Below are 13,862 nucleotides of genomic sequence, written 5' to 3' on the forward strand. Positions count from 1 at the left end.
ACTATCCTAAATAGTGATTCAGCACACGAACCAATTCACTATTATCTATGGGTTTGGTTAGCACGTCATCAAGACCTCGCTCTCGCAAATACTCTGACTCAGTTATCACGTCAGCCGTTAGTGCAACAATCGGTAAATTCGGCTTATATACTTTTATCTGAGTCGTTGCTTCATCGCCTTGAATACCCGGTAAGTTAAGGTCCATGAGTACTAGGTCAACGGGGTTAGACTTCGCATATTCAACCCCTTCTTCACCTGTGCTTACCACAGAAAGCGACAGACCCAATTTTTCAAACAAGGTCTGGATAACCACTTGGTTTATATAATGGTCTTCAACCACTAACACATTCGCAGATTTATCAATGTTAACTTGTGCTACAAAGCTTTGTGGTTGTGCCTCAACGAATTGGTTCGCACTTAGCGCATCGGCGGGCAAGGTAACGCTTATGCGGGTACCGTGATTTAATTTACTGCTCACTTTAATCGTCCCATCCATAAGCTCGATAAGACGCCTAGATATATTTAAACCTAAGCCAGTTCCACTAATCGCTTGAGCGTTTTTCATTCGTTCGAAAGGTTCAAAGAGTCGCTTTTGGTCGTTATCACTTATACCAATACCTTCGTCAATGACATTGAATATCACTTTCCCGTTTTTGTATTTAACTTGTGCTTTTACGGACTTATCTTTATTGGTAAATTTAATCGCGTTAGACAATAAATTAAGTGCAACCTGTCCAAACTTGGTGTCGTCAAAAAATAACGAGTCGGGCACCGATTTATCAATGGTGGTGGAAAATACAATACCGCTGTCTTCGGCGCGAATCTTAGTTAACGAAAACAGATGTGTGAAGAAGTCGCTCGTATTCACTGCTCGAGCCATTACGCGCATTTTTCCGGCTTCTATTTGCTTGATATCTAATACCGAATTTACAATCTCTAGCAGCCTTTCGCCGCTTTGGCTTACATGTGAAAGCGGGGTGGTAAAAGACGGGGGTAATTCTAACTTTTGAGCTTCGCCTTCAAGAAGATGGCTGAACGTGTTTATAGCGTTAAGCGGTGTTCTAATTTCATGGCTAACGTAGGATAGAAAGTCAGACTTAAATTGGCTAGTGCGTTCAAGCTCTCGGTTCTTACGCTTTAGCTCTAAATGCGCTACAACTGATTTGCTCAATGTCTGCAAGGATGTTCTTTGTGTTTCAGTAAGCGTTTTCGGTTTACTGTCAATGGCGCAAAGTGTTCCAATCGCATGACCTGAAGGAGTAATGAGTGGCGCGCCCGCATAAAAGCGTATATCCGGCGAACCCGTTACTAAAGGGTTGTCATGAAATCGCGGGTCTAACGTGGCGTTAGAGATTTCAAACACTTCTTCTTGCAAAATGGCGTGGGAGCAAAAGGCTATTTCACGTGCAGTTTCTTCTGCATCTACTCCAACGCGAGACTTGAACCATTGTCTGTCAGGGTCAATAAGACTAATAAGTGCAATGGGGGTTTCGCATATTTGAGAAGCTAACGTGGTGAGGTCATCAAAAAGCTGCTCTGCTTCAGTATCGAGAACATCGTAACTGAGTAGCTCGGCAAGACGTTCATCTTCATTTTCTGGGAGTGCAGCTGCTTCCATTTATAAAACCTAACGCTGAAATAAAAAAGGGATTGTTTATTAACAATCCCTTAAACATATCACAGAGCGTAGGTGTCTATGAATAGTTGTTCCAGCTTTTTGTGGTCAACTTTGGTTGCCACTTTAATGGTATTTGCTTCGTTCCAAAGTGGGCTAGGTGTAGTGCCTGTTGGTGCAACCACTGTTTGGCCCCTGTCCAACGTGCCTGTACCAACGCGAGCGTGACCTTCAGTCAGTTCGAATAGCTCTGGGTGGCGAAGGTGAGCAATTGGGAATGCATCGTGGAAGAAACATACACGGTCTTCACGGTTTTGCGAGTAAAAGTCCATGTAGAACTGAGCACTTTCTTTTACAAAGCCACCAAGTGTATTGTTTTTCTCTTCAAGCTTTTCAACAAACTCCGGTGAGAACGGCGTGAAGTTTGTCACGTCCAAACCAAACATAGTCAGTTCCCAATCGGCAGCGAATACGATTTCCGCTGCGTGGGCGTCGTTCCAAATGTTGGCTTCTGCTACAGGTGTAACGTTGCCAGGTACAAACGCTGCTCCACCCATAATACTAACGCCTTTAACCAGCTTAGGTAGCTCAGGTTCAAGACGAAGAGCTAGGGCTAAGTTACCCAATGGACCAATTGCCACTAACGTTATTTCACCTGGGTACTTACGCGCCATGTCTACAATAAACTGGGCAGAGCTGCGTGGGTCTAACTCTGTTTTAGGTGCTTCAGGTTTAATGTGACCAAAACCGTGCTCGCCGTGAACAAAGTGAGCATACGTAGACTCAGGACCTACCCATGGCATACCTACACCTTTGGTTACAGGAATATCTTTTCCTGCAATTTCACAGAGAGTTAACGCATTTTGCGCTGCCATTGTTACCGGTACGTTTCCATAAACAGTGGTTAAACCAAGTACTTCAATGTCTGGAGACTGAAAAGCGAAAAAAATCGCCATTGCATCATCAATCCCCGGATCTGTATCTAATATGATCTTATGTGCCATTAAATTTTCTCAGTGCGTCTTGCTAGTTGGCGTGTTTCGCTAAGAAACGATCCACTTCTTTTTGTGTTGGAATACTCTGTGCTGCACCTTCACGAGTTACTGCAATCGCTGAGGCGGCACAGCCACGACGCAACGCTTGTTTTGCATCTGTGTGGTTGCTGTATGCAGATAAAAAATAACCGATAAAGGTATCGCCTGCTGCAGTTGTATCAACTGCATCTACAGAAAAAGCGTTTACTTCTATTACTTCGTCTTTACGCAGCATCATTACGCCTGCTTTACCCAGTGTAATAATAACTTCGCAGTGTGACCATTGTTCTTTGAACACTGTCACAATATCTTCAAATTCTTCTTTGCCAGTTATGGCTGCTGCTTCTGTTTCATTTACTATAAGTAAATCAACACAGTCCAGCGGAAGCTGTTTAACCGACTCGCTCATAGGGGCTGGATTAAAAGCAACTTTTAGCTGTTTTTCTTTCGCTTGGCGAAGTACTTCTTCAATGCTGCTGGTTTCGTTTTGGGTTAGTACCCAGTCTGAAGGGCGAGTATCGTCTAGCGCTTGCATAACCGTTTTGGCTGTAATGGTTTGGTTAGCACCACCAAAAAGCACAATGGCGTTTTCGCCGCTAGGCGTAACTTGAATGATAGCGTGACCAGAAGGGACTTCTGAACACTTAACACCACGGCAATCTACCCCTTTTTTAATAAGGGCTTGTTTGAAAGAGGCGTCGTTTTCGTGAATGCTGCCGACGTGTCGTACGTCTGCACCTGCTTGCGCTAAAGCAATCGACTGGTTTGCACCCTTACCACCTAGTAAAGTTTGGTAATGGGTTGAGGCCAACGTTTCCCCAGGTTGTACAAAGTGGTCTACCTGATAAACGTGGTCAATATTTATAGAGCCAAAATTTATTATTGCCATTTCTTCTTCCGTCGAAAGAGGGCGCTTCCCAGAATGCCGCTGTTCATGTTTCGCCCGTGAACCGAAAAGTTCAGGGCGGAAGTATCACAATTGCCGTAGGCTTCTCGATACGCGTCGAGCTTGCACAATAGCAGCTGTTTCAACTTCCTAGGTTTAAAGCATCGGCCAGGGACATGAATGAACTAGCAAACATCCCAGGAAACATTGTTGTTGTATTAACGCAACAGGGTATAACAAACGCAAGATCCAGTGAAGAGGATCACATAAAGCGCTTTATAACTATTTTGCGTGGTGAATATAAATGCGGTAAAAAAATACTATTTTCTTGACCAATTGGTCAGCAATTATACACGCATATACGATAAGCTCAATAACAACCAAACAGCAAATTCAGGCTCTTATAAACTTACAAGTCGTTGAGTTAGTGTTGCGAGAGGAATTCCGTATCCAACGAATATGATCTTAGATGAATTATGCCTCCGTTGCTAGCCATAGAAACATGTATTTTATTAATTTAGGGTCAATCAATGGTTGTTTGAACAGTCAGTAATCAATGCTTACGCTTGTTGTATAAAGTATAAACTCCGCAAATAAATAACTGTGTAAACACTGCGCGGTAAATTGGCAAAAGTGGGCTTTGTATATTGATTTTTGCTAGTATTAACGCCATCACGGAGTAACGGCCGAATCAAAAAGGGCTGTAAAATCTCAACTCATCTTAAATAAAGAGAACGAATCGTGGAAAAACAGCTCGATTACGATAGCGTAACTAATAAATTGTCACAGCAAGGTATCATTGTAGATGCGGCAGAAGTGCACGGTATTCTTACGGGAATGCTTTGTGGTGGCATGTCACTGACCGACCAGAAGTGGCTTGAAGCCCTTAGCGAAACCATCAACCAAGGTGATGCTTTTAGTGATCAAATTCAACACCTCCTCAATACGCTTTTCAACCAAACCTGTCAGCAGTTATTAGAGCCTGAATTTGCGCTTAGCTTGCTGCTTCCTGAAGACCAAGCGCCTATCAACGACCGCGGCGCTGCGCTTATCAACTGGGTGCAGGGATTTATGCTTGGCTTTGGCTTACATCAGCAAGATTTAGTTCAATGTTCTGACGACGTAAAAGAAGCCCTTGAAGATTTCTCGGATATCTCTCGCATGGAAGAGCCGATGGATGCTGACGAAGAATCTGAAAAAGCACTCTTTGAGGTTGAAGAATATGTAAAAATCTCAGCTATTTTGTGCTTCAGTGAACTTGGTCAATCACTTCTTGATGATCAACAAGACACGCCATCCGTACACTAGTACTTAAGGAAAGTTAAAAGTAGCAGCTGTTTAACCGGCTTACTTTACAGTGAATTAGTTAGGGTTTTCTAGTTTATGATTAGCGCTCAAGAGTTTATTGCCAGGCAAGACAGGCTGCTGGCACAGTGTCAGCCAAACAGTGTGTGTATAGTACCTGCCGCTGGGCTGGTAACGCGAAGCCGAGACACCGAGTATACCTTTAGACAAGACAGCGACTTTTGGTATTTAACGGGTTTTGAAGAGCCTGATGCATGGTTAATATTGTCTAATCATCCTCGCTACGGCGAGAGCTATCGCGCAATGGTGGTTCAGGAAAAAGACAAAAGCGCTGAATTTTGGCACGGTAAGCGCCTCGGTGCTGAAGCTGCGCTTTCTCGATTTAGCCTAGATGAAGCGTTTGAATTAGATGAATTAGAAGAAGCCTTGTTAGCGTCTATTCAAGGGCAAGACAACGTGTACTTTTCATTAGGTCATAACAAACTTAATGACAGATTATTTACAGAAGCTCTCAATACTTTGCGTGAAGCGCCAAAAGAATCATTAGCGCCTGGTGCGGTACACGATTTACGCCCCCAACTGCATGAAATGCGGCTGTTTAAGTCTGCCTGTGAAGTGGCAATGATGAAAGCGGCGGGGGAAATTAGTGCCCGAGCTCACAAACGCGCTATGCGGTTTGCTTCTCCTGGCTGTTTTGAATATCAGCTAGAAGCTGAAATTCACCATGAGTTTGCTATGGCTGGTGCGCGTTCTCCGGCTTACAGCACGATTGTAGGAAGCGGTGATAACGCCTGTATTTTGCATTACACACAAAACAATGCGCAGGTAAGCGACGGTGATTTGATCTTGATCGATGCCGGCGCAGAATATCAAGGCTATGCTGCAGACATTACCCGAACATTTCCTGCAAATGGTAAGTTCAGTCACGCTCAGCGTGAAATTTACAGTGTTGTACTGAAAGCGCAAAAAAGCGTATTGGATATGCTAGCGCCCGGCGTAACGCTTTCTGAAGCAATGCTGCACAGCGCGGAAATTATTACTGAAGGTTTAGTTGACCTTGGTGTTTTAGAAGGTAGTGTTGCTGAGAACCTTGAGAACGAAAGCTGGCGCCAGTTTTATATGCACGGGTTAGGTCACTTTTTAGGGCTAGACGTGCACGATGTAGGTAATTACAAAATAAACGGCCAAGACCGCCCACTAAAGCCCGGAATGGTTATAACGGTAGAGCCGGGTATTTATATCAGTCAAGACAGTGGAGCACCCGATAAATACAAGGGCATAGGTGTTCGCATAGAGGACGATGTGGTTATCACAGCATCGGGTGTGGAAATTCTTACATCTGACGTGCCTAAAGAGATTGACGAAATCGAATCACTAATGGCGAAAAATTAAAACAACAAAAAGCGCTAAAGCTAAAGCGACGGGAAGACAAATATAGTGGAATCGGCAGCGGTTGATGTAGTTATTATTGGTGGTGGGATTGTAGGAACCGTGCTTGCTAAAGCACTTTGTGAAAACATTTCTCTTAAAAAGTCCGAGGGTAAAAATACCGGATTGAGTGTCGCACTTATTGACGCTGCAGACCCAAAAGAAATGGCACCCTCTCACAATGACTTTAACCCGTTTACCGATACACGAGTTATTGCGTTAGCAAGACGTACGGTTAACGAATTAGCCGATGTTGGTTTAAGCCTTGACGACTTAGCCAAGCAGCACAACGGCGAACTACCGCCCAAAATAAAGCAAATAGAAGTTAGCGATAAAGGTCACCTTGGCCTTTTAAACCTGCATAGCCAAGATTATCACATCGACGCGTTCGGCCAGGTGGTAAGTTTAAGCGCACTCACGCGCTTAGCAGCAAATGCGAGTACTGCTTATCAGCATATAGCGCCAGCAAAAGTAACAGGGGTTGAACAGCACAGCGACCATGTAGACGTATTGCTAGATAGTGGAGATGTACTAACCACTAAGCTGCTAATACTCGCAGATGGCGGGCGTTCAGGTTTAGCCGAGCGTGTGGGTATTGCTAAAACCGTAAGCGACTATCATCAAACCGCTATTGTATTTAATGTGCATATGCAAATGCCTCATGAAAATAAAGCGTACGAACGCTTTACCGATTCTGGCCCCCTTGCTTTTCTACCCTTTGATAGTGAAATTAACGACGTAAAGGCGAATGGCAATGGTTTTTCAGTGGTGTGGACGCTAGAAACTCAAGCCGCTAGAGCACTTATGGAAATGGATAAAGCGTCGTTTGTTAAAGCGCTTCAACACGCTTTCGGCTATCGTCAGGGCAAAATACTAAGAGTGAGTGACACGGCTAGCTATCCTTTGGCGCTGACTAAAGCCCAGCAAGTTACCAGCCACCGAACGGTAGTAGTGGGGAACGCTGCGCAAGCCCTACATCCTATAGCAGGGCAGGGGTTCAATTTAGGCTTACGCGATTTGAGTGCCTTAGTATGTATATTAAAAAGAGAATCTGTATTAAAAAACGCTGCATCTGAGCTTTCTAAATCGCAAGCTTTTACGCAAGAAAACGCTCAAAAATCGCAATCGGAAGGTAGCGATGACCACTTTGACGCTGGCGCTTTTAGTATCATTCAGCGCTATGCGAACGAGCGTAAGAAAGACCGAGATAATACGATTGCGCTTACCGATACCTTAGTGCGAACTTTCTCCAACCAGTATTTTCCTACCGTCATAGGCCGCAACGTTTCCTTACTTGCATTAAGTATGATGCCGCAAGCGAAGAAAACCTTTGTAAAGCACACCACAGGTTATGGCGTAACACCACACGGAAATAGAGATAACAATGCAGCATGTTGATATAGCAATAGTGGGCGGTGGAATTGTAGGGTTAACCCTAGCCGCAGCGCTAAAAGACAGTGAACTAAATATAGCGGTTATTGATAAGTCGCCCTGTTATCAGGTGCTTGCAGATAAACCAACGGCGCGTGTTAGCGCAATCAATCAAGCTAATATTAAAGCGTTGCAACAGTTTGATGTGTGGCCTCATTTACAGCAAGACCGCGCCAACCCCTACACTGCAATGCATGTGTGGGACAAAGACAGTTTTGGCGATATACATTTTTCGTGTGATGAGATGGGTAGCGATACCCTAGGAGTAATCGTTGAGAATCAAGCATTGGTGAATGCACTTGCTAAGTCGGTAGAGGCTCAGCCTAATGTGCAGGTAGTCACTACGGGTATTGAAAGGGTACTTGCTGGCCCAAACCAAACCATGCTAATGCTTGATAACGACGACGTATTAAGCTGCAGATTGCTTGTAGGTGCAGATGGTGCAAATTCGTTTGTAAGGAAGCAGGCTGGCTTGGCAATTACCTTTAAAGATTATGAGCATACGGCCATTGTAGCTAATATAAAAACCGATGAGCCGCACAACAATGTGGCGCGACAAGCGTTTACGCCCACAGGGCCGCTAGCGCTGCTTCCAATGTGCGAACCAAATGTGTGTTCAATTGTGTGGTCGCAAACGCCAGAACAAGCAAGCGTGCTAATGGCACTCGACGATGACGCTTTTTGTCACGCTTTAACCGCCGCAAGCAATAGCGTTCTAGGCACTATCTCGCTTGAAACCGAGCGCGCCGCGTTTCCGCTCACCATGCGCTATGCAAGGCAGTGGGCCAAAGATGGGGTAGCGCTGGTGGGCGATGCAGCGCATACCATTCACCCGCTTGCCGGGCAGGGAGCAAACCTGGGTATGCAAGATGCCCTAGCGCTGGCTGAATCACTAAGCAGCCTAAGTAATGCTGGTAAAGATATAGGTTTATACAAGCACCTGCGCAGCTACGAGCGCAGCCGGAAAACAGAAGCCACGAAAATGATAGCAGCAATGGATGGCTTCAAGTTCTTGTTCGACGGCAACGACCCTCTCAAAAAACTAGTTCGCGGCATAGGGCTTTCAGCCACCGACAAACTCACAACCATTAAAAACGCTTTCGTCAGCCACGCCATGGGCCTTTAAACCCAAAAAATAATGGGGTCAGAGTACATTTCACAGCGTCAAGTATGGGGTCAGAGTACATTATTTCGATTTTACGCTGAGCAAAACTAAGTAATGTACTCTGACCCCATTCTTGCACTCTTGGCATTGAGATAGTTAGCGGTAAAGGATACTCTTTGATATCCTTTTTTATTTGCACCAACGGCTTATGACTATTTCTCTTTGCAAACCTTATCGTGCCTTGTCTTTCGCTTGCGCTTCTCTGCTTACCGCTACTCTTTCTATTAGCTTAGCAAGTGCCGAAACTACTACTAAAAACGCTGGTGGACTATCTTCGGCAACGCTAGCAAGTGAGAAAATGGAGCTGAATAACACCGCTATTGATTTAGGCGTTTATCGCGAGCACGTTAAAACATTGGCTAGTGATGAGTTCGAAGGGCGAGGGCCGTTATCAAAAGGCGAGAAGAAAACCGTAGAATACTTGGTAGCAGAGTATAAGAAGTTAGGGCTAAAACCGGCTTTTGGTGATAGTTACACGCAAGCTGTGCCACTCGCCAAAATAACGCCTAGCAATATGAGTTCATTAAGCATTGGTGAGCTTTCTTTTGAGTCGGGAAGTGAGTTTACTGCTCGAACACAGCGTATAGTAAATGAATACTCACTAACTGATAGTGAGTTGATTTTTGTGGGGTACGGTATAAATGCGCCTGAGTATAACTGGAATGATTACGTTGGCCTTAATGTAAAAGGTAAAACGGTTGTAATGCTGGTAAACGACCCAGGTTTTGCTTCTAAAGATCCAAATCTGTTTCAAGGCAATGCCATGACCTATTACGGCCGATGGACATACAAATACGAAGAAGCCGCTAGGCAGGGCGCAGAAGCTGTCTTCATTGTTCATGAAACCATGCCTGCTGGCTACGGCTGGGGCGTTGTTGAAAACTCAAATTCTAATACTAAGTTTAGCCTAGTTGATGACAATAATAATGCGTCACAAGTAGGCGTAATGGGGTGGCTTCACCTTAATGCTGCCAGAACGCTTTTTGAAAAAGCCGGCTTAGATTACGGCGAGCTCAAAAGAAAAGCATCCAAGCCTGGCTTCACGCCTATCTCTTTAAACACCAAAGCTTCACTAAAATTCACTAATGCTATCGAGCATGCTGAATCGCAGAATGTTGCCGGTATTATAGAAGGCACCTCAAAGCCAGAAGAGTGGGTAATGCTGCATGCTCATTGGGATCACCTTGGAAAGGTAGAGAAGAACGGCAAAACTACTATTTACAATGGTGCGGTAGATAACGCATCTGGCACAGCTGGTGTGCTAACGCTGGCAGATGCGCTCTCAAAGCACAAAAATGGCTTTGCGCGTACGCTAATGTTTAGCGCATTTACCGCCGAGGAAACAGGGCTGTTAGGTGCTGATTATTTTGCAAATAACCCACCTGTACCTACTAAGAACATGGTAGCGTTTTTAAACATCGACGGCATGAACGTAAACGACGATGTTGACTATATCTTGCAGTATGGCGAAGGCTACTTATCTATTGAAGATGATTTAGCCATGGCTGCTGGGTTACAAGGGCGAACCGTTAAGATGGACCCGCGCCCTCAAAATGGCCTGTTCTTCCGCTCTGATCATTTCGCACTCGCAAAACAGGGCGTGCCCTCTATTTTGTTTATGAGCTTAGGCGATACCGACCCAAGTTTTATCGCTAAGCGCTATCACAAAGCCGATGATGACTATCTTCCAAGCTGGACCTTAGGGGGCGTAAAACAAGATCTCTCTCTTATTGGGACCATGCTTACTCATTATGCTCAAGGTGATGTATGGCCTTACTGGAAGCGCGAAAGTGACTTTAAAGCAAAGCGTCTAGAGGCGTTGTCTGGTAGCGAAACTACCACCAAATAAAAAACGCTTGAACGGCATGTAGTAAATTGATCTTAAAGGTAAAGCGACGCTAATGAGTTGGGCATTATTCACATTGGGCGCGGTAATCATGCAAACCGTGCGTAATGCGCTGCAAAGCAAACTAAGTAGTTCAGTTAACACCTCTGGTGTTACGCTATCACGCTTTATCTTGGCTCCGCCCATAGCCCTTGTTTATTTGCTTATTCTCTATAGCAGTAGTGCAAGCCAACTGCCGCAATTTACGGGCTCATTCATAGTTGTGATTTTGTGCGCTTCACTACTTCAAATAGCGGCCACCTCGCTCATGGTGATTTTGTTTAAGCAGAAGAACTTTGCCATAGGGGCTGGCCTAGCGAAAAGTGAGGCCTTGGTTGCGGGCGTGGTTGGCATGCTCTTTTTTGGCAGTTACTTAACGCCCCTTGGCTGGGCGGGTATAGTTATAGGCGGAGTCGCAGTATTTGTTTTAAGCAGTGGTAACAGGCTTCAAGGCATTAGTTTGAAAACCATGGTGCTTGGCCTTGCCTGTGGTACCTGTTTTGCTTTAACGTCATTGCTAGTGCGCGAAGCTAGCCACATGCTCACTATACAATACACCCTTGCCGCTGCTTGGGTTTTACTATGGGTGCTATGCGTACAGGCAATAGCGCTGAGCGGGTATATTGCTTTAACTAAACCATTTGTGTTTAAGCAGTTACTAAACGCTAAAAAGCAGGTGCTAGCAATAAGTATGGTTAGCTGTTTGGGTTCTATTTGCTGGTTTACTGCCATGGCGCTGCAGCATGTAGCGCTAGTTAAAACACTTGGGCAGTTAGAGGTTTTGCTCACCCTGTTGTTATCCCATTACTGGCTAAAGAACGCGGTAACGCGTAGAGAAATTATAGGGCTTTTGCTTATTGGCGTTGCCGCCGTCATGGTGATGTGGGCATAGTGTCGAGTAAATTGTTTTTTCAGTCAGTGTTCGAAAGCGTGAATACTGACGCGATTTAAGAGTGTAGAGAAGTTTTGAAATATATCATTGGGCTTATCATATTTGCGGCGCTAAGCGCTTGCAGCACCAACTTAATTAAAGATAGCACTAAAAGCAATAACTCAGTTGTTGCAAACGAAAGCAATGTAACGCCTGCATTTCAACTGGTTACTTTAGGTGATACTGGCGGTATTAAGGATGGCAATTTAAGTGCGTTTCTGCTGAGAAGTTTAGATGAAGAAAACTACATAGCCTTGGACGCGGGAACGATTGTGAATGGTATTGATGCAGCACTGGAATTAAACGCTTTCAAAGAGCTTAAAAGTGCACCCGACGCAGACCTCAAGGCTAACGGTAATATATTGCATAATCATGTTGCAGCCTACTTAATTAGTCATGGGCATTTAGACCATGTAGCAGGTTTACTTGTTGCATCACCAGACGACAGCAACAAGCCAATCTATGCGCTTAAGTCGGTAAATGACACTATGGGCGCCACATATTTTAATTGGCAAGCGTGGGCAAATTTTACTAACAGAGGCGTTGAGCCAAAACTAAACAAATACGATGTTATCGACTTAGCGCCTCAGCAGACAGCCTCAATTAAGGGGACAACACTGAAGGTAACGCCTTTTAGTTTAAGCCACCCGTTAGAGTCGACCGCATTCGTTATTGAAAGCGAAGAAGACATGTTTGTTTATTTCGGTGACACTGGCCCTGACGATGTAGAAAAAGAAGGGAAGTTGAACGCGGTTTGGCGCTACCTTGCGCAACAAATGCGAACGAAGACATTAAGAGGTATGGTTATTGAGGTGTCGTTTCCGAACAATCGCCCTGATAACTTGTTATTTGGTCACCTTACGCCTAAATGGCTAATGCAGGAACTTACTCGGTTTCATAGCTTAGCTGAAGACAAGACGCAATTTTCTGCGATGAATATTGTGATAAGCCATATTAAATACAGCTTAAGAGCGGGAAAGCCCCCGCGCTCTGTAATAGCAGCCGAGCTGGAACAAGCCAACAAACTTGGCTTTAACTTCACGTTAGCAAAGCAAGGTCAGTCACTTGTTTTTTAGTTGGGTTTAGCGAACTGTCGTTTGCTAAACACCATTTTAATCAAACTGTTATATATACTTTCGTCGATTTTCTCTGTTGAACGATTAAATTCTGTGTAGGTAATCTCTCAAAATTTTTGCTAGCTGTTACACTTACTTCATAATCGTAAATAAAGGAAACACGTAATGTCAGAGAGAAAGTTTAGATTAGTTACCCGAAGTGATTTTGACGGGCTAGTATGCGCAGTCTTACTAAAAGACTTAGACATGATTGATGATATTTTGTTTGTGCACCCTAAAGACATGCAGGACGGCAAAATAGACATTACAGAGAACGACATTACAACTAACTTGCCTTATGTTGAAGGCTGCTATTTAGCTTTTGACCATCACCTTAGCGAAACCGTGCGAAACGCCAGCGATATCGAGAATCATATTATCGACCCGGAGGCACCCTCAGCCGCACGAGTAGTGTATGACTATTATGGCGGAGCCGAGAAATTCCCTAATATATCTGTAGATATGATGGAAGCGGTTGATAAAGGCGACTCAGCACAGTTTTCAAAAGAAGAGATTCTAGAGCCTACCGACTGGGTGCTTATGAATTTCATTATGGACGCGCGTACTGGGCTTGGCCGTTTCAGAGATTTTAAAATTTCAAACTATCAGTTAATGATGAAGCTGATTGATGCGTGTAAAGACCACAGCATTGAAGAAATACTGCAAATGGAAGATGTGGCTGAGCGCGTAAGTTTGTATCACGAGCACAACGAAATGGCGAAGGCACAAATAGCTAAGTGCTCTACCGTACACAATAACCTTGTGGTACTCGATTTAACCGAAGAAGAGACCATTTACGCCACAAACCGTTTCGTTATTTACGCCATGTACTCAGACTGCAACATTTCCATTCACAAGATGTGGGGGCTTAAAAAGCAGAACGTGGTGTTTGCGATTGGTAAGTCTATTACAAATCGTAGTTCTAACACCAATGTGGGTGAGCTGTGTTTGAAATATGGTGGCGGCGGTCACATGAATGCGGGTACCTGCCAGGTTGAAACCAGTAAGTCAGAAGCCGTGCTTAGCGAGCTTATCGACACCATCACAAGCGACGGTTAACGCGTAAT

11 protein-coding genes and 1 other RNA gene are annotated in these 13,862 nt (G+C 44.5%); 8 read left to right on the forward strand and 4 right to left on the reverse strand.

Features of this window, described 5'->3' with window-relative positions:
- Window position 1 precedes the first annotated feature (1 nt).
- The 4 genes from KL866_RS14525 to ssrS form a co-directional block, all read right to left on the reverse strand.
- The gene (locus KL866_RS14525; protein WP_214995680.1) at window positions 2–1,618 is read right to left on the reverse strand and encodes an ATP-binding protein; all 1,617 of its coding nucleotides are present in this window, start codon (window positions 1,616–1,618) and stop codon (window positions 2–4) included.
- Window positions 1,619–1,677: 59 nt separating this feature from the next.
- A complete protein-coding gene (locus tag KL866_RS14530; RefSeq protein ID WP_025256107.1) occupies window positions 1,678–2,619 on the reverse strand; it encodes a nucleoside hydrolase in 942 nt (313 codons plus the stop codon).
- A gap of 22 nt (window positions 2,620–2,641) precedes the next feature.
- Window positions 2,642–3,538 carry a ribokinase gene (locus KL866_RS14535; RefSeq protein ID WP_025256106.1) on the reverse strand — a complete coding sequence of 299 codons (897 nt, stop codon included), beginning with the start codon at window positions 3,536–3,538 and terminating at the stop codon, window positions 2,642–2,644.
- Between the two features lie 21 nt (window positions 3,539–3,559).
- A non-coding RNA gene (ssrS, locus tag KL866_RS14540) (6S RNA) lies at window positions 3,560–3,742 on the reverse strand.
- Window positions 3,743–4,276: 534 nt separating this feature from the next.
- Here ssrS and KL866_RS14545 point away from each other — a divergent pair.
- From KL866_RS14545 to KL866_RS14580, 8 genes are all read left to right on the forward strand, one after another.
- Window positions 4,277–4,843 (forward strand): UPF0149 family protein, encoded by a 567-nt coding sequence (locus KL866_RS14545; protein ID WP_025256105.1) that lies wholly within the window; start codon window positions 4,277–4,279, stop codon window positions 4,841–4,843.
- Window positions 4,844–4,918: 75 nt separating this feature from the next.
- Entirely contained in the window at window positions 4,919–6,232 is a 1,314-nt protein-coding gene (pepP, locus tag KL866_RS14550) for a Xaa-Pro aminopeptidase (RefSeq protein ID WP_214995682.1), read from the forward strand.
- Between the two features lie 42 nt (window positions 6,233–6,274).
- The gene (locus KL866_RS14555) at window positions 6,275–7,666 is read left to right on the forward strand and encodes an FAD-dependent monooxygenase (RefSeq protein WP_214995727.1); all 1,392 of its coding nucleotides are present in this window, start codon (window positions 6,275–6,277) and stop codon (window positions 7,664–7,666) included.
- The gene (locus KL866_RS14560) at window positions 7,653–8,825 is read left to right on the forward strand and encodes an FAD-dependent monooxygenase (RefSeq protein ID WP_214995684.1); all 1,173 of its coding nucleotides are present in this window, start codon (window positions 7,653–7,655) and stop codon (window positions 8,823–8,825) included. The genes KL866_RS14555 and KL866_RS14560 overlap by 14 nt, the downstream gene beginning before the upstream one ends.
- 337 nt (window positions 8,826–9,162) lie before the next feature.
- Window positions 9,163–10,713: a M28 family metallopeptidase gene (locus KL866_RS14565; protein WP_214995728.1), complete on the forward strand. Its 1,551-nt coding sequence runs from the start codon at window positions 9,163–9,165 to the stop codon at window positions 10,711–10,713.
- A 52-nt stretch (window positions 10,714–10,765) separates the two neighbouring features.
- Window positions 10,766–11,641, forward strand: coding sequence for a multidrug transporter (locus tag KL866_RS14570; RefSeq protein WP_214995686.1), 876 nt, complete (start codon window positions 10,766–10,768; stop codon window positions 11,639–11,641).
- A 203-nt stretch (window positions 11,642–11,844) separates the two neighbouring features.
- Window positions 11,845–12,756, forward strand: coding sequence for an MBL fold metallo-hydrolase (locus KL866_RS14575; protein ID WP_409173990.1), 912 nt, complete (start codon window positions 11,845–11,847; stop codon window positions 12,754–12,756).
- 165 nt (window positions 12,757–12,921) lie between these two features.
- Window positions 12,922–13,854 (forward strand): exopolyphosphatase, encoded by a 933-nt coding sequence (locus KL866_RS14580; RefSeq protein ID WP_025256098.1) that lies wholly within the window; start codon window positions 12,922–12,924, stop codon window positions 13,852–13,854.
- The last annotated feature ends 8 nt before the right edge of the window (window positions 13,855–13,862 follow it).

This window comes from Alteromonas sp. ALT199, assembly GCF_018619335.1.
In the GTDB taxonomy this organism is placed as follows: domain Bacteria; phylum Pseudomonadota; class Gammaproteobacteria; order Enterobacterales; family Alteromonadaceae; genus Alteromonas.